Origin of the sequence: Flavobacterium kingsejongi, assembly GCF_003076475.1 — a bacterium.
Lineage (GTDB): Bacteria > Bacteroidota > Bacteroidia > Flavobacteriales > Flavobacteriaceae > Flavobacterium > Flavobacterium kingsejongi.
Genome location: NZ_CP020919.1, coordinates 2,941,334 through 2,958,464 on the forward strand (window position 1 = coordinate 2,941,334; position 17,131 = coordinate 2,958,464).

The window sequence follows — 17,131 nt, forward strand, 5'->3', positions numbered from 1 at the left end:
AAAAATATGGTCTTTTTTGGCAATTGCATTTAATAGAAGTGCTGCTGAAATTTGAAATTTCAGTATAGCACAAGTTTCAAAATCAGGTAATAATACCATGATAGGCTGGTGTTTTTTTGAATAAAATGATTTTAAAACAGGAATTATACTATATTTAGTTTAAATTGAATGATAGTATTATTTTTTTGAACGGATAGAGGCCATAAAACCCAAAGCTATTCCACAGATGAAGCAGCATTTAATTCTTTTATTTTACCTTTTGGGCGGGACTGTTCTTTTTGCCCAGGACGAAGACTTTGCGACCGATAGGCCCGGATTGTCCGATACGCCTGATCTTGTGGTAAAAGATACCTGGCAAATTGCTACCGGTTTTGATATCTCAAAATACAATCATTACGGGATATACCAACTCTCTGAAAATACCCTTAAATACGGAATCAATTCTTTTCTTGAGGCCCGGATGGATTTTGGGCTGCAATATGATCCGGAACGCAAGACCTATGGAATATACGGGCCATCCTTTGGTGCAAAAGCCCTATTGTTGCATCAGAAAAAAGCACTGCCCAAAACTGCCTTTATTATCGAATATTACCCGCCAATTTTTAAAGCAACTCAGCGTACTTCGGGTTTGGCGGCAGAATTTTGTTTCAGTTATGACCTGTCGGACGCCAGTAGCCTATATTATAATATTGGAACCAACTGGCAGGACATCGCAAAAAAACCAATAGTCAATAATTTACTGGGGTATTCCTATACGTTCAATCCAAAACTGGGGGCTTTTGTAGAATTTTATTTGTACCAGCAACCTCATATGGAACTCAATTATGTTTCGGACATTGGGATTACTTACCAATTGGAAAAAAAATTACAGCTCGATTTATCCGCAGGCAGGGACATTGTAAAACCACAGGGGAATTATTTCTGCAGTGGTGGGATTACCTGTAATTTCTAAATTATATTTCGTCTCATTTCTAAATGCATTATATAAAAAAACCGGGCAATAGCCCGGTTTTTTGCAGCAATTACGATTGCCTCATTCTGTGATTTTGATCTCAAACATCTTGTCCCATTTTTTTCCGGTTACAAAGATGGTTTTGGTCTTCGGATTATAGGCTATTCCGTTCAGGACATCATTGGAAGGGTCCAGGTTTGGATTTACGATTTTCTTTTTCAATTCGGCCAGGTTGATGATGGCTTCTACAGCACCATTTTTAGGATTGATAACTGCAACAGCATCTTTTTGATAGATATTGCCGTATAATTTACCCTCAATCCATTCCAGTTCATTCACGTCCTTAATTTTACTTCCGGAAGTGTAGACATTGATATAATCGATTTCCTTGTAATCTGCAGGATTTACTACCCAGATTTTCTCCGTCCCATCGGATTGGTATAAGTTGGTACCATCATTGGCAAGTCCCCATCCTTCTATGTTTTTAAAATAATTGAAGGTTTTTTCTTTGGCAAAAGTATCGGCATTATAGACAAAAGCTACGTTTTCCTGCCAGGTCAACTGGTATACTTTGTTTTTCAGGATAGTAATGCCTTCCCCAAAATATTTATCTTCCAGGCTGATGCTTTTATAAGCTTTCCCGGTTTTATAATCGGTTTTTAATAACTTGGAACTGCCGCGTTGCCCGGTTCCTTCATACAACGTATCCCGATAGAATTCAAGTCCCTGAGTGTAGGAGGTAATGTCGTGTGGATAGGTATTGACAATAGTATAATTTAATAATTTCGGTTGTACGCCCGAAACCAGTTCGATACGTGCCAGGGCTTCCTGGTTTTTACCATCAGTATATACAAGTGCTTTCAGGTTTTGATAGCCTAATTTTTGATCTTTAAGTTCAAAATTAAGTTTTTCTGCGCCTTTAGCAGTACCTACTTTCTTATCATTAATATAATATACGATGGAATCAATTGTAGCATTATCCGGGTTTTGAACACCAAGGGCTACGGCTTCCTGAGGCTGGTATTGCTCTTTTAATCCTGTCGTATCAAAATTAAAAGAAATTTTTTTGTCACAACTGCCCAACAGTGCTGCGCCTAATAAAATGACTGCTAATAAGTTATATTTTTTCATAATAGATTTAAAGTGTGATACAATATACAATACAATTTTTTATATGCAATACGCCTTGCAAAAATACAAAAAGATTGTATATTTGCACCGGCAAGTCCTACACGACCAGCTCCTGCAGACTCCTCCAGGGTGGGAACACAGCAAAGGTATGTGGTCGTAGCGGTGCGATGTAGGTCGCTTGCCATTTTTTTTTCATTTGAATCTCCATAAGGAGATTTTTTTGTTTTATACCTTTTCCACTTCCCCTAAAAAACGGATCAAACGCAAAGCTTGGGGATTACCCAAAAAGATTAGATAATCTAAATAAGAAGAAATCTACTTTACGCACTCCTCTAAATTGACTTCTAAATGCTTTTACTTTAGCATTAAAAGATTCTGCTGAAGCATTTGTACTTCTATTGTCAAAATAGTTTAAGATTGACTGGTAATTAACCGTTATAGTATTTAAAAGGATATTAAAATTTTTAAACCCTGACTCCTCTACATTCCTGTACCAATGTGCCAGTTTTGTCATCGCAACGTGTTTATTGTGGATCAAACGCAAAGCTTGGGGATTACCCAAAAAGATTAGATAATCTAAATAAGAAGAAATCTACTTTACGCACTCCTCTAAATTGACTTCTAAATGCTTTTACTTTAGCATTAAAAGATTCTGCTGAAGCATTTGTACTTCTATTGTCAAAATAGTTTAAGATTGACTGGTAATTAACCGTTATAGTATTTAAAAGGATATTAAAATTTTTAAACCCTGACTCCTCTACATTCCTGTACCAATGTGCCAATTTTGTCATCGCAACGTGTTTATTGTTATGATTGTTGTAAATACCTCGTAGTTGTTGGGTTAAACTGTATGCCTTTTTAATATCGGGATATAAGCCAAATAACAATTGGGCTCGTTCATTTTGTCTTTCGGTCCATTTATCGCGGGATTTATAAAGAACATATCTACTTCTGGCGAGCAACTGTTTTACAGAGTCTCCATTAGATAAAAGATCTGGGAGATAAGTTTTTTTTTCTTTTTCCGCTTGTAATATGAATCGATTCTCAGTATCCATCGCTTCCCAACGATATTTTATTCTAATCTCCTGTAATGCTTCTAGAGCTAATTTTTGAACATGAAATCTATCGGTAACCTGTACCGCTTTTGGAAAACATTTTTTGGAAATCAACTTCATGGAATTAGCCATGTCAAGTGTTATTTCTTGAACCCAACTTCTTTTTTTGTAATCAATTTTACAGATATGTTCAATGACCTGATCTGCCTTTGTCCCTGCAATAATAGCAACTAGGCAACCTTTTTTACCTTTAGCTTCCTTATTGGTTACAATAGTAAAAAGCTCACCCTGAGACAAGGCTACTTCATCAATTGACAAGTGGGTACCTATATTTTCAGGATAAATAATCCACTCATGTGCATGTTCACGTTGAGCCCACGTACTAAAGGAGCTTAAATGTTTTTTGTATTGTCTTTGTAACTTTTTCCCATTGACTCCAAAGAAACCTCCAATGGTATGACAGTCAATAGCAGTTTTATCTATTAATTTCTTTTAAAAAAGCCGCAAACTCCTGAGTCATGCGGGTTCCCTTGGCAACTAGATTCCAATCTCTTTTAACGATCTCACTTGTGTCTTTATTGGTCCAGCGACGTCTTTTGATGTGTAGATACACGAACTTCCCTCTCAAAGGAAAGTCCTGAATAGTGATCTCATCCTGGAAACCCTTTGAGATTAACTGAAGTCCATTAAATTCTGACGGAGGTTTGGCATTCTCTTCAAAGTATAGGTGTAATATTTCTTCTGTATTAGTAGAAGAAACCACTTCAAAATGGTCAACTAAAAAATCAGGAAGCATAAACTTCAAAAGCTCTATAGGGGTCATATCAAATTCTTAGATTGCAAATTTCTGATTTTATTTTGACATTCCTCCCCAAGTTTTGTTCTTGATCCTTTATTGTTATGATTGTTGTAAATACCTCGTAGTTGTTGGGTTAAACTGTATGCTTTTTTAATATCGGGATATAAGCCAAATAACAATTGGGCTCGTTCATTTTGTCTTTCGGTCCATTTATCGCGGGATTTATAAAGAACATATCTACTTCTGGCGAGCAACTGTTTTACAGAGTCTCCATTAGATAAAAGATCTGGGAGATAAGTTTTGTTTTCTTTTTTCGCTTGTAATATGAATCGATTCTCAGTATCCATCGCTTCCCAACGATATTTTATTCTAATCTCCTGTAATGCTTCTAGAGCTAATTTTTGAACATGAAATCTATCGGTAACCTGTACCGCTTTTGGAAAACATTTTTTGGAAATCAACTTCATGGAATTAGCCATGTCAAGTGTTATTTCTTGAACCCAACTTCTTTTTTTGTAATCAATTTTACAGATATGTTCAATGACCTGATCTGCCTTTGTCCCTGCAATAATAGCAACTAGGCAACCTTTTTTACCTCTAGCTTCCTTATTGGTTACGATAGTAAAAAGCTCACCCTGAGACAAGGCTACTTCATCAATTGACAAGTGGGTACCTATATTTTCAGGATAAATAATCCACTCATGCGCATGTTCACGTTGAGCCCACGTACTAAAGGAGCTTAAATATTTTTTGTATTGTCTTTGTAATTTTTTCCCATTGACTCCAAAGAAACCTCCAATGGTACGACAGTCAATAGCAGTTTTATCTATTAATTTCTTTTAAAAAAGCCGCAAAATCCTGAGTCATGCGGGTTCCCTTGGCAACTAGATTCCAATCTCTTTTAACGATCTCACTTGTGTCTTTATTGATCCAGCGACGTCTTTTGATGTGTAGATACACAAACTTCCCTCTCAAAGGAAAGTCCTGAATGGTGATCTCATCCTGGAAACCCTTTGAGATTAACTGAAGTCCATTAAATTCTGACGGAGGTTTGGCATTCTCTTCAAAGTATAGGTGTAATATTTCTTCTGTATTAGTAGAAAAAACCACTTCAAAATGGTCAACTAAAAAATCAGGAAGCATAAACTTCAAAAGCTCTATTGGGGTCATATCAAATTCTTAGATTGCAAATTTCTGATTTTATTTTGACATTCCTCCCCAACTTTTGTTCTTGATCCTAAAAAACTTATACAGCAGCAGATTAAAAAAAACAAATGTAGGTTTCATACCATAGTTTTTTTAATTTTGAAGCACCAAACTAATATCAGGACACAGAGCATTAATATGGCTCAAAGGCCTGTACATATCCCAGTATCACATGAGTAAAGTAGTCCTTATTACAGGAGCATCATCAGGAATCGGAAAATCAATCGGGGAGTTTCTCTTTAAAAAAGGATTTACAGTCTATGGTACGAGCCGGAATCCGGAGCGTATTACAGGTTCTTTATTTCCATTAATCGCTTTAGATGTCCGAAATACAGCCAGTATTCAGGAGGCCGTTGCTACAGTTATTGCAGCTACCGGAAAACTGGATATCGTGATCAATAATGCCGGGGTTGGGATTACCGGCCCATTGGAAGAAATTCCAACAGATGAAATCCGGAATAATTTTGATACGAATTTCTTTGGGCCTGTCGAAGTGATGAAAGCCGTTTTGCCACAAATGCGGCAGCAGAAATCAGGACAAATCATTAATATTACTTCGATTGCTGCTTATATGGGCTTGCCGTACCGAAGTGTCTATTCGGCCTCCAAAGGAGCGCTGGAGCTGATTACCGAGGCATTGCGTATGGAGGTAAAATCCTTTGGGATCCATATTTCCAATGTAGCTCCGGGCGACTTCGCGACCAATATTGCATCTGGGCGTTTCCATGCACCATTAATTAAAGGTTCGGCTTATGAAGCGACCTACGGCGAAACACTGCGTACGATGAATGACCATGTCGATGCCGGAAGCAATCCCGAAGAAATGGCATTGGCAGTTTATAAAATTATACAGACCCCCAATCCTAAAATACATTATAAAGTAGGGGCTTTTATGCAGAAGTTTTCCATTGTACTGAAGCGGGTATTACCCGATAAAGTCTATGAAAAGATGCTGATGAACCATTATAAATTGTAGCTTTGTTTCCATACGCACGGATGTTAAAGACAGATCTAAATCACGACAAACCGGTACTAAAGAACGAATAATAGTAAACTTAAATAAAATTCAGACGAGATGAAATTTTTTATTGATACCGCAAATTTAGCGCAGATTAAAGAAGCCCAGGAACTTGGGGTTTTAGATGGAGTAACAACAAATCCTTCCCTAATGGCCAAAGAAGGCATTACCGGAAAAAACAATATATTAAAACATTATGTTGACATCTGTAACCTGGTAGAAGGGGATGTAAGTGCTGAAGTAAATGCAGTAGATTTGGAAGGAATGATTAAAGAAGGGGAGGAGCTGGCAGAACTGCATCCACAGATTGTGGTAAAAATTCCAATGACACTGGATGGGATCAAAGCGATAAAATATTTTTCCGATCGTGAAATCAGAACCAATTGTACTTTGATTTTTTCAGCAGGACAGGCATTATTGGCTGCCAAAGCCGGAGCAACGTATGTGTCTCCTTTTATTGGAAGGCTGGATGATATTTCTACCGATGGATTGAATCTTATTGAGGAGATTCGCGAAATTTATGATAACTACGGTTATGAAACCGAAATTTTAGCAGCATCTGTACGGCATACAATGCACATTATTAACTGTGCTAAAATTGGTGCCGACGTAATGACCGGGCCACTTTCAGCAATCCTTGGATTGGCAAAACACCCGTTAACCGATATCGGACTGGCTCAGTTTATTGCTGATTTTGAAAAAGGAAATAAATAATATGCTATCTGTTTATAATAAAAAAACTCCCGCTTGCGGGAGTTTTTTTATGCCTGTATGTTCAGGATCTATTTTAGGTTGTCTTCAAACTTTACATCAAAAAGATTAGTAAAAGCGTTAGCTATAGTGCCATCGGCATTGATGACCAGTGTGCGGTGGATTTTGGTAATCACCCATTTTGCTTTCAGGGCTTCAAAATCAGCTACGCGGTATTCCTGTACCTGTTCGAAATTATAATTCGCCAGTTCCGTTTTCCATTCTTGTTGGTCGTCGTCAAGGTTGATGGCGATAAAGGCTACATTCGGATACTTTTTCGCTAAGTTTTTGGCAATTTTGTGGGCGCTGATAATGTGGGATTTCGCTTTTTCCGTCCAGAAGAATACTACCGTTTTCTTTTTGAATAAGGAATTGGCCGCTACTTTTTCATCCTTGTCATTAAAGAGCATGATGTCTGGTAGTCTGTTGCCTGCTTTAAGGAGCTGTACCGCATCACCAATTTTACGGATTTCCTTTTCCTCTTTATTGTCTGTAGAAAGTGTATAAAAACGATCCAGGAATTTTTTGTTGTTCTGAATGTGCTGGTCTTCGAGCAAATACATGAACGCAATATTATTCAGGACACTATTTTTTATCTTTTGGGAAGTAAAGAGGCTGTCGGCAATATTTAGTTTCCGGATGTTGAGTTCCAGAGCAGCATCGCTACTATTTTGTCCCGCGACAGTTTCGGAGGCAGCGATATTATTCAGCATAACCGTAAGGTAACGGACAAAGGGAGAATAATTGGTAATCTGGTCATCATTGAAATTGATCTTTTTGCGGAAACCGTAAAAGTCTTTCGGAAGTTTATTCAGGATGTTTTTTCCAGTCCGGATTTTATGAGCCTGAGGATAAATTTCTTTCTTGGCATAATAGGGGAAGTCGACACTGGCTTGTACATACGCATCAAAATCATCACTCCACTGCTGTTCCTGTTTGTGTGTAGCAGCAAATTGTTTCGCGGAAGTATAGGAAGAATCAATATTTTTTTCAAATTTGTTTAGGTCGTAATCGAATATTTCATACATCCCGGAACGATCTTTTTCATTCTTGAGGTACAATTCCATCAGGAAATTATTCTTCTCTTCACCGCGACCGCAAAATACAACGGAGTTATCAAAATCATTAGCATTCACCCGTACCATGAGGCTGTCATTTTTATCAAAATAAACATATTGGTATTCCGGATCGTGTTTGAAGGTATAAAGGCCGGGGGTCAGGGAATCAAACTTTTTGTAGAATCGGTTGTTCTTGTCTAACGGAATCGTATCGATTAGCGTGCTGTCTTTGTATAATAGGACATACGAGGTTTTGGGATTGGACACTTCACCACCAAAATAAGCAGTGTAGTCGTTGTCTTTAAATGGTTTGTCGCATGAATTTAAAAATAGTAATACTGCAGAAGAAAAAAAAAACAATTCCCGAAAACTAAGTTGAGTCATTATCAATGTTTTGATAAACAAATTTATCGATCCGTTATTTAGCAAACTGTTAAGGCATAGTTAAATAACTTTTACGATAGAATTGTATAGTATAAGGACTCAAAACTGCACAATTTTTTCTATTTTTGCAAAACTTTTTTAAAAAACTATAATCAATGTTAACAGTAAATAATTTATCAGTTCAGTTTGGCAAAAGAATTTTGTTTGACGAAGTGAATACAACTTTTACAGATGGAAATATTTACGGTGTTATTGGAGCAAATGGCGCTGGAAAATCAACTTTCTTAAAGATCCTGGCAGGCGAAATGGATCCTACTTCCGGGCACATCCACCTGGAACCTGGTAAAAGGATGTCTGTATTGAACCAGAATCACAACATGTTCGATGAGCACACAGTTCTGGAAACGGTGATGATGGGGAATAAGAAGCTTTTTTCGGTAAAGAAAGAAATGGACGAAATATACCTGAAAGAAGACTTTTCTGATAAAGATGGAGATCGTGTTGGAGAACTACAGGTAATTTTTGAAGAGATGAATGGTTGGAATGCCGATTCTGATGCTGCTTCTTTATTGTCAAGCCTTGGTATTGGCGAAGAGCACCATTATAGTTTAATGGGGGATTTGGATAGTAAACTGAAAGTACGGGTGCTTTTGGCACAGGCGCTTTTTGGAAATCCTGATGTATTGATCATGGATGAGCCTACCAATGACCTGGATTTTGAAACCATTGCCTGGTTGGAAAACTTCCTGGCAAATTATGATAATACAGTAATTGTAGTATCTCACGACCGTCACTTCCTGGATGCAGTATGTACGCATATCTCGGATATTGACTTTAGTAAGATCAACCATTACTCCGGTAACTATACATTCTGGTATGAATCCAGCCAGTTGGCCGCAAAACAACGCGCTCAACAGAATAAGAAAGCGGAAGAGAAGAAACAGGAATTGGAGGAATTCATCCGTCGTTTCAGCGCCAACGTTGCAAAATCAAAACAGGCAACTTCCCGTAAGAAAATGATCAGCAAACTGAACATTTCTGAAATCAAGCCGTCAAGCCGTCGTTATCCTGCTATAATCTTTGACCAGGAACGTGAAGCCGGAGACCAGATTTTAAATGTGGTGGGTTTAGGTGCTTCTGTTGATGGTGAAACATTATTTACCAATGTAGACCTGAACATGGCAAAAGGCGACAAGATTGTATTGTTCTCCAAAGATTCCCGTGCAACCACCGCATTCTATGAAATTCTTAATGGAAATCAGGCTGCAGATGCCGGAACCTTCGACTGGGGTATTACGACTAATCAGGCCTACCTTCCGGTAGATAACCATGCATTTTTTGAAAATGACCTTACCTTAGTGGACTGGTTACGCCAATGGGCTAAAACAGAAGAAGAGCGTGATGAAGTATACATCCGTGGATTCCTGGGTAAAATGATTTTCTCCGGTGAGGAAGCTTTAAAAACGAGCCGTGTATTGTCAGGAGGAGAAAAAGTACGTTGTATGCTTTCCCGAATGATGATGGAACGTGCCAATGTATTGATGCTGGACGAACCAACGAATCACCTGGATCTGGAATCGATCACGGCTTTCAATAACTCTTTGAAAAACTTTAAAGGATCATTGATTTTTACCACGCATGACCACGAATTTTCGCAGACAGTGGGTAACCGTATTATCGAATTGACACCACAGGGTGCGATTGACCGTTACATGACTTTCGATGATTACCTTGACGATGATAAAGTACAGGAACTTAGAAAGAAAATGTATTCATAATACAGCAACTTCTTATAAGCATAAAAAAAACCACAACATTTACGTTGTGGTTTTTTTGTTGTAATTGGTGGTTTGGTTTGGTTTTATTTTGGTGGTTTGGTTTCGTTATTTTTTACGCAGCTTGGCTATAATAAAGATAATTACCGCTATTATGGCTACGACAATGAATATGCCAACGCCCATTCCGGCCTTGAATATACCTTCTACTGCAGCACAGCTGTTAAAGGTCAATAATACAAGTAAAAGCAAGCTGGTTCTTAAGATATACGTTTTCATAAGTTCGGGTTTTTTAGTTTGTAACTTTGTTTTTGATGTTATACAAATATCGGAAAGACCTGAAAAGTACTTCTTATATAATTATTGGATTTCGTTACAGGATTTCTGCCTACGGGGTAATAACTTAATGTTTACTCTGGAACCTCACTAATTATGGGATCAGCAATAGTATCCAATTGATGGAAGGGCAGAAAAATATTTCTCTTAATTTCTATAGAATAAATTAGGACAACTTTTAATTTTTATACCTATTTTTACGCTCCAAACACAACATACAATTATGAGTCAAAAAGTATTGCTTACTTCCAAAGAAGTCAATATCATTCTTCATCGTTTGGCCTGTCAGTTGATTGAAAAACATCTTGATTTTTCGGACACGATCTTAATTGGAATCCAGCCTCGTGGAAGTTTTCTCGCAGAAAAACTAAAAAATCTTCTGGAAAGCGAATACCAGATCAAAGATGTTTCTTTAGGGTATCTCGATATCACGTTTTTCCGTGATGATTTCCGAAGAAAAGAAAAACCGCTTGAAGCCAACAAAACCCAGATTGATTTTATCGTTGAAAACAAAAAAGTCATTTTTATCGATGATGTATTGTATACGGGACGCAGTATCCGTTCGGCACTTACCGCCATCCAGTCTTTTGGGCGGCCGTCAGAGATTGAACTGCTCGTACTGATCGACAGGCGCTTCAGCCGTCATCTTCCCATACAACCCGATTACAGGGGACGTCAGGTGGATGCGATCAATAATGAAAAAGTAGTAGTGAACTGGGCAGAACAGGAAGGCGAAGATATTGTACTCTTAGTATGATGTACTGTACATGCCACGACTGACTATTTTACCCTAACTACAACCTTTAGAAAATATACAACCTAAAAAAGATGAAAGAATTAAGCGTAAATCACTTATTAGGAATTAAATACATCAACCAACAGGATATCGTACTCATCCTGGAAACGGCAGAACATTTCAAGGAAGTGATCAACCGTCCGATCAAAAAAGTACCGTCACTTCGCGATGTTACTATTGCCAATATTTTTTTTGAAAACAGTACCCGTACCAAGTTATCCTTTGAGCTGGCGCAAAAAAGGCTCTCTGCCGATGTGATTAGTTTCTCTGCAGCCCAGTCTTCTGTTAAAAAAGGGGAGACCCTGATCGATACGGTCAATAACATACTCGCCATGAAAGTGGATATGGTCGTAATGCGCCATTCCAACCCCGGTGCTGCCGTATTCCTGTCCAAAAATGTAAAAGCCAGTATTATTAATGCCGGTGACGGTGCACACGAACACCCGACACAAGCTTTACTGGATTCTTTTACCATCCGTGAAAACCTGGGAGGCATTGCCGGTAAGAAAATCGTTATTGTGGGTGATATCCTGCATTCCAGGGTAGCATTGTCGAATATATTCGCTTTGAAAATGCAGGGTGCATCAGTAAAAGTATGCGGCCCAAAAACATTGATTCCAAAACATATTGAATCCTTAGGCGTTACGGTAGAACCCAACCTGCGAAAAGCACTGGAGTGGTGTGATGCAGCCAACATGCTGCGCGTTCAGAACGAACGTATGGATGTGAATTATTTTCCATCTACCCGCGAATATGCACAGCAGTACGGACTCGATAAAAACCTGTTGGACTCTTTGAATAAAGAGATTGTGATTATGCACCCGGGGCCAATCAACCGTGGTGTGGAGATTACTTCTGATGTGGCGGATTCGCAACAATCAGTGATCCTAAATCAGGTAGAAAATGGAGTAGCGGTACGTATGGCAGTCATTTACCTTTTGGCTTCAAAAATAAAATAAAGCAATATCCAAAAGATTATCGTTTTTTTTAAAACGAGGCATTCCCGTTTTTTGTAAATTGTATCAAAAAGAAACCATGAAAGTAGAAAAAAAAGAAAAAGACACCCTGATTAAGGATACTCAGGGTAACCTGTTCTCATTTATCGAGAAGCTGACGTCAGAATATAACACGTTTAAGGACGATAACCTGATTATCGATATCTCGGCTTATACCGATTTAAAATTAAAAGAGATCTTGGCTTTTTTGGCCTTGTCCAACACACACAGGAAAGGGCGTAAATCTTTTGTGATCGTAGTCAGTGAATTCGACTTTGATGAAGTTCCCGAAGAGATGATTGTAGTGCCTACGGTGCTGGAAGCGCATGACATTATTGAAATGGAAGAGATAGAACGCGATTTGGGCTTTTAGCCGTTTAAAAATTAATTAGTTATAAAAGCATGCAAGTATTAAAATACATACTGTTGGTAGGATCGATCCTCATGTTGGCGATCAATATCTATGATACCTTTACCGGATTACATCCTTCCTATTTCAGTATTTTCGCGAATGTGGTGGTCATTATTGCCATGGTCCTATCCATACGGTATACCAATAAACAAAAAAAGAACACGCCATTATCCTAAACGACCAATGAATTCCTGATGAATTTAACCATTTTGGGCTGCTATGCCGCTACACCCCGTACGTTCACCAATCCGACCTCCCAGGTGCTGGAAATCAAAAACCGGATGTTCCTGATCGATTGTGGGGAAGGGACCCAGGTACAGCTCCGTAAAAACAAGATTAAATTTTCCAGGATCAACCATATTTTCATTTCCCACCTCCACGGTGATCATTTCTACGGACTGGTGGGGCTGGTTTCTACTTTCATGCTATTGAATCGTGTGAATGACCTTCATATCTATGGTCCCAAAGGAATTAAGGAGGTTATATTATTGCAATTGAAATTATCCAATTCCTGGACCAACTACAACCTTTATTTCCACGAACTCGAATCGGAAGGTTCTGAAGTGGTTTTTGAAGATGAAAAGGTCATCGTAAAAACAATTCCATTAAAACACCGGGTGTATACGAATGGGTATCTATTTCAGGAAAAAACGGGAGACCGGAAACTAAACATGGATAAAATACTCAACCTCGAGATTGACCAGTGTTATTACCAAAAGATAAAAAGTGGTGGCGATGTGGTATTGGAAAGTGGGGAAGTGATTCCCAACAGCATCATGACCTTTGATCCCGAACCGGCTAAAAGTTATGCCTTTTGTTCCGATACTTTGTACAATGAAGACATATTGCCTATAATTCAGGATGTAGATGTGTTGTACCACGAGTCTACTTTTTTAGAATCAGAAGCGCCCTTGGCAGGAAAAACGATGCACAGTACCGCCAAAGAAGCAGCGACGATTGCTTTAAAAGCCAATGCCAAGCAGTTGGTTTTAGGACATTATTCCACCCGTTATGAATCGATTGAAAAATTCCGGGAAGAAGCCAGCACAATCTTTCAGAACGTACTCCTGGCAGATGACGGAAAATCATTTGAATTTTAAAGCCCATTATTTATACCCGCAGACTATGGAAGATTTAAGCAATTACAGAAAGTCCTATGAGAAAAGCGAATTGGTCGAAACCGGGATCCCGGAAGATCCTATTACACTTTTTAAAAAGTGGTTCCATGAAACCGAAGATTCCGGTGGGACCGACGAAGTGAATGCCATGACCGTATCCACTATTGGACTGGATGGTTTTCCAAAATCACGCGTGGTATTATTAAAGCAATATACGTATGAGGGATTTATCTTTTATACGAATTACAATTCCGAAAAGGGAAGAGCGATATCGAAAAATCCGCACGTCTGCCTTTCTTTCTTTTGGGCAGCAGCAGAGCGTCAGGTGATCATTAAAGGAATTGCCGAGAAAACGACTGAGAATATCTCCGACGGTTATTTCGATTCCCGTCCCGCAGGAAGCAAACTCGGGGCTATTGTTTCGCATCAAAGCGAAGTGATTGCGTCACGGGAAGTCCTGGAGCACGATTTAAAACAGTTGGAGCACGATTTTGAAGGAAAGGAAATCCCAAGGCCGGAGCATTGGGGTGGATTTTTAATACGTCCCGTGAGTATTGAATTCTGGCAGGGAAGGGCTAACAGGCTGCATGACAGGATCCGTTATGAAATACAGGAAGATTTTTCCTGGAAAACCGAACGGCTGGCACCTTAAAAGAGCATTAGAAGTAGATTAAAATCACTGTAATTAACAAATAATTATTTCTATCGTTTCAATTAATTCCCGATATTAGAGATTTATATTTCGATTTTAAAAGGAAAACTATGAAACAATTGATTATAATCAGACACGCAAAATCAAGCTGGGAAACCGCTTCAAAAGATAGGGAAAGACCACTTTCAGTACGCGGTATTCAGGATGCGCACCTCATATCATCCAATTGTTGTGAGCTCCTTCCAAAATCTTTTGTTTTTTGGAGTAGTACTGCAAAAAGAGCTTCAGAAACAGCAATTATTTTTGCTCAGAATTTATCCTGTCCCGAGGATAGTATTATTTATAAAGACGTTCTTTATACTTTTGATGAGAAACAATTGGAAAAAGCCATCAAAAGCTGTAACGACCAATTTGATAACTTAATTATTTTTGGTCACAATCCCGCAATTACTAATTTTGTTAATAAATTTACCGACGCAGCGTATGATAATATTCCGACCTGTGGATTTGTAGCCATCAATTTTGAACAGACCCGATGGCAGGAGATAAGTAATGGTGAAATACAAAAAGTAATTTTTCCCAAAGATTTAAAAAATGAACATAACGTTTGAGAATAGGTACATTGATAGAGAAAAGAGCTGGCTTGCGTTTAATGCCAGAGTATTGCAGGAAGCCGGAGATAAAAAAGTGCCATTACTGGACCGGCTTCGTTTCTTAGGGATTTTTTCAAACAATCTCGATGAGTTTTTCCGGGTGCGGTATGCAGCCATACGACGACTTCGGATGTCGGGGATTTCAGGGGAAAAAGTATTGGGGGGTATTACCGCCAAACAATCCCTGAAGGAAATTACCGCTACAGTGATCGAACTGCAGTCGGAAAGTCTCCGGATCCTGAATATCATTGAGAATGAACTCGCCAGTGAAAATATTTTCATCATCAACGAAACCGAAATCTCACGCGAACAGGAGAATTTCATCAAAGACTTTTTTATACAGAAGGTAAGCCCGGCATTAGTGACCATCATCCTGAATGACCTGGCCGAATTCCCGATACTAAAAGATGCCTCAGGGTATCTCGCTATTAAATTGGTCATGAAATCCAATGCCGATGTGCGCTACGCTATCGTGGAGATTCCTAAAACCATCAACCGTTTTGTAGTATTGCCTTCCAATAATGACAAGCAATATGTGATTATGCTGGACGATGTGATCCGGTATAACCTGCACAGTATTTTTAATATTTTTGACTATGAGCGCATTTCTGCCCACATGATCAAAATCACCCGTGATGCCCAGCTGGAAATTGACAGTGACCTGAGTAAAAGTTTGCTGGAAAAAATATCCTCTTCGGTAAAGGACAGGAGGATCGGGGAACCGGTTCGTTTTGTATACGACCAGGGGATAGAAGAAGACACACTTAAATTCTTCCTGACTAAGATGGGCATCAATTCCACCGATAGTATCATACCCGGAGGGCGCTACCATAACCGCAGGGATTATATGGATTTCCCAAACCTGGGCCGCTATGACTTGCTCTATTACCAAAATGCACCACTACCCGTGGATGGGCTCAGTCTGGAAGGAAGTATATTGGCCAAAATTGCCAAAAAAGACTACCTGATCAATGCGCCCTATCAGTCGTTTTCCTATGTAATTAAATTTTTACGGGAAGCAGCACTGGATCCGCAGGTAACAGCCATTAAGATTACCTTATACCGCCTGGCCAAGAATTCCCAGATTATCAGTTCGCTGATCAATGCAGCCAAAAACGGAAAGAAAGTGGTCGTTCAGATCGAGTTGCAGGCCCGTTTCGATGAAGCCAGTAATATTTCGTATGCCGAGCAGATGCAGCTGGAAGGGATAGAGCTTATTTTTGGGATCAAAGGCCTGAAAGTACACAGTAAAATATGCCTGATCGAGCGTAAGGAAGAAGGGAAAACCGTTCGGTACGGATTTATCTCTACCGGAAACTTCAACGAATCTACCGCCAAAATTTACACCGATGTCACCTTACTGACCAGCCACCCACAGATCCTGCGGGATGCCTCGAAGATATTTGAATTCTTTGATATCAATTACAGGCTGCACCGTTACAAGCACTTGATTGTATCGCCGCATTACAGCCGTAGCCGTTTCAATAAGCTGATCGATACCGAAATACACAATGCTATTGCCGGGAAGCCAGCGTATATGAAACTCAAAATGAATAGTTTGTCGGATTTTAAGATGATCGATAAATTATATGAAGCCAGTCGCAGTGGTGTAAAGATCAAACTGATCGTACGTGGGATATGTTCCCTGATTCCCGGTGTTCCCGGAATGAGTGAAAATATCGAGGCCATTAGTATTGTAGACAATTACCTCGAACACTCCAGGGTCTATATCTTTGGTAACGACGGCAATCCGGCAGTATTCATCTCGTCTGCCGATTTTATGACGCGCAACCTTGATGGCAGGGTAGAAGTTACCTGCCCGATTTATGATGAGGAAATCAAGCAGGAACTCATCGATACTTTCGATATCGGATGGAAAGGGAATGTAAAAGCAAGGCTCCATTCGGAATCGCTTAACAATGCCTACAAGCCGCGAAATAAAGATAAGACCTTCCGGGCACAGGTGGAAACCTTCAACTATTACAGGGACAAGCTGGAAGTCATCACCGAACAGCTATAACCGTCGGAATACGATTGCCAG

At 39.2% G+C, this 17,131-nt stretch carries 20 protein-coding genes and 1 other RNA gene; 13 read left to right on the plus strand and 8 right to left on the minus strand.

The genetic code is table 11. The annotated features are described in order from the left end of the window. Positions 1-226 precede the first annotated feature (226 nt). A complete protein-coding gene (locus FK004_RS13110) occupies positions 227-952 on the plus strand; it encodes a transporter (protein WP_108737665.1) in 726 nt (241 codons plus the stop codon). 81 nt (positions 953-1,033) lie between these two features. On the opposite strand, the gene FK004_RS13115 is transcribed toward FK004_RS13110, so the two are convergent. Next, positions 1,034-2,083 (minus strand): glutaminyl-peptide cyclotransferase, encoded by a 1,050-nt coding sequence (locus tag FK004_RS13115; protein ID WP_108737666.1) that lies wholly within the window; start codon positions 2,081-2,083, stop codon positions 1,034-1,036. 88 nt (positions 2,084-2,171) lie between these two features. Between FK004_RS13115 and ffs the strand changes: the two genes are divergently transcribed. Then, an RNA gene (gene ffs / locus FK004_RS13120) (signal recognition particle sRNA small type) lies at positions 2,172-2,269 on the plus strand. A gap of 91 nt (positions 2,270-2,360) precedes the next feature. Here ffs and FK004_RS13125 read toward each other — a convergent pair. The 5 genes from FK004_RS13125 to FK004_RS13145 are packed head-to-tail and all read right to left on the minus strand — an operon-like array spanning position 2,361 to position 5,107. Then, the gene (locus FK004_RS13125) at positions 2,361-2,645 is read right to left on the minus strand and encodes a transposase (protein WP_317046940.1); all 285 of its coding nucleotides are present in this window, start codon (positions 2,643-2,645) and stop codon (positions 2,361-2,363) included. Further along, complete coding sequence (locus FK004_RS13130) at positions 2,638-3,621, minus strand: ISAon1 family transposase (RefSeq protein ID WP_108737667.1); 984 nt, start codon at positions 3,619-3,621, stop codon at positions 2,638-2,640. Before FK004_RS13130 ends, FK004_RS13125 begins: the two co-directional genes overlap by 8 nt. Continuing rightward, positions 3,614-3,961, minus strand: a complete 348-nt coding sequence (locus FK004_RS13135; RefSeq protein WP_108736801.1) for an ISAon1 family transposase N-terminal region protein — start codon at positions 3,959-3,961, stop codon at positions 3,614-3,616. Before FK004_RS13135 ends, FK004_RS13130 begins: the two co-directional genes overlap by 8 nt. Beyond that, on the minus strand, positions 3,958-4,767 hold the full coding sequence (locus tag FK004_RS13140) for an ISAon1 family transposase (RefSeq protein WP_420358899.1): 810 nt from the start codon (positions 4,765-4,767) through the stop codon (positions 3,958-3,960). The genes FK004_RS13135 and FK004_RS13140 overlap by 4 nt, the downstream gene beginning before the upstream one ends. Further along, positions 4,760-5,107, minus strand: coding sequence for an ISAon1 family transposase N-terminal region protein (locus FK004_RS13145; RefSeq protein WP_108737668.1), 348 nt, complete (start codon positions 5,105-5,107; stop codon positions 4,760-4,762). Before FK004_RS13145 ends, FK004_RS13140 begins: the two co-directional genes overlap by 8 nt. 208 nt (positions 5,108-5,315) lie before the next feature. On the opposite strand from FK004_RS13145, the gene FK004_RS13150 reads away from it, so the two are divergent. Further along, positions 5,316-6,119, plus strand: a complete 804-nt coding sequence (locus FK004_RS13150; protein WP_108737669.1) for an SDR family oxidoreductase — start codon at positions 5,316-5,318, stop codon at positions 6,117-6,119. Positions 6,120-6,218: 99 nt separating this feature from the next. Next, a complete protein-coding gene (gene fsa / locus FK004_RS13155; protein ID WP_108737670.1) occupies positions 6,219-6,875 on the plus strand; it encodes a fructose-6-phosphate aldolase in 657 nt (218 codons plus the stop codon). A 68-nt stretch (positions 6,876-6,943) separates the two neighbouring features. Here fsa and FK004_RS13160 read toward each other — a convergent pair whose 3' ends face one another. Further along, positions 6,944-8,353: a TlpA family protein disulfide reductase gene (locus FK004_RS13160; RefSeq protein WP_108737671.1), complete on the minus strand. Its 1,410-nt coding sequence runs from the start codon at positions 8,351-8,353 to the stop codon at positions 6,944-6,946. A 155-nt stretch (positions 8,354-8,508) separates the two neighbouring features. Here FK004_RS13160 and FK004_RS13165 point away from each other — a divergent pair, with 155 nt between their 5' ends. Continuing rightward, positions 8,509-10,131 (plus strand): ABC-F family ATP-binding cassette domain-containing protein, encoded by a 1,623-nt coding sequence (locus FK004_RS13165; RefSeq protein WP_108737672.1) that lies wholly within the window; start codon positions 8,509-8,511, stop codon positions 10,129-10,131. A gap of 105 nt (positions 10,132-10,236) precedes the next feature. Here the strand turns inward: FK004_RS13165 and FK004_RS13170 are convergent, their stop codons facing one another. Next, positions 10,237-10,407 (minus strand): phosphatidate cytidylyltransferase, encoded by a 171-nt coding sequence (locus FK004_RS13170; protein ID WP_108737673.1) that lies wholly within the window; start codon positions 10,405-10,407, stop codon positions 10,237-10,239. Between the two features lie 280 nt (positions 10,408-10,687). On the opposite strand from FK004_RS13170, the gene pyrR reads away from it, so the two are divergent. The 8 genes from pyrR (at position 10,688) to ppk1 (ending at position 17,110) form a co-directional block, all read left to right on the plus strand. Beyond that, positions 10,688-11,221: a bifunctional pyr operon transcriptional regulator/uracil phosphoribosyltransferase PyrR gene (gene pyrR, locus FK004_RS13175; RefSeq protein ID WP_108737674.1), complete on the plus strand. Its 534-nt coding sequence runs from the start codon at positions 10,688-10,690 to the stop codon at positions 11,219-11,221. Positions 11,222-11,292: 71 nt separating this feature from the next. Further along, complete coding sequence (locus tag FK004_RS13180; RefSeq protein WP_108737675.1) at positions 11,293-12,219, plus strand: aspartate carbamoyltransferase catalytic subunit; 927 nt, start codon at positions 11,293-11,295, stop codon at positions 12,217-12,219. Positions 12,220-12,295: 76 nt separating this feature from the next. Further along, positions 12,296-12,628, plus strand: a complete 333-nt coding sequence (locus tag FK004_RS13185; protein ID WP_108737676.1) for a ribonuclease Z — start codon at positions 12,296-12,298, stop codon at positions 12,626-12,628. Between the two features lie 29 nt (positions 12,629-12,657). After that, complete coding sequence (locus tag FK004_RS13190) at positions 12,658-12,843, plus strand: hypothetical protein (protein WP_108737677.1); 186 nt, start codon at positions 12,658-12,660, stop codon at positions 12,841-12,843. Positions 12,844-12,861: 18 nt separating this feature from the next. After that, positions 12,862-13,767: a ribonuclease Z gene (locus FK004_RS13195; RefSeq protein ID WP_108737678.1), complete on the plus strand. Its 906-nt coding sequence runs from the start codon at positions 12,862-12,864 to the stop codon at positions 13,765-13,767. A 25-nt stretch (positions 13,768-13,792) separates the two neighbouring features. Next, positions 13,793-14,437, plus strand: coding sequence for a pyridoxamine 5'-phosphate oxidase (gene pdxH, locus FK004_RS13200; protein WP_108738843.1), 645 nt, complete (start codon positions 13,793-13,795; stop codon positions 14,435-14,437). Positions 14,438-14,547: 110 nt separating this feature from the next. Next, entirely contained in the window at positions 14,548-15,048 is a 501-nt protein-coding gene (locus FK004_RS13205; protein ID WP_108737679.1) for a SixA phosphatase family protein, read from the plus strand. Next, on the plus strand, positions 15,032-17,110 hold the full coding sequence (gene ppk1, locus FK004_RS13210) for a polyphosphate kinase 1 (protein ID WP_108737680.1): 2,079 nt from the start codon (positions 15,032-15,034) through the stop codon (positions 17,108-17,110). The genes FK004_RS13205 and ppk1 overlap by 17 nt, the downstream gene beginning before the upstream one ends. The last annotated feature ends 21 nt before the right edge of the window (positions 17,111-17,131 follow it).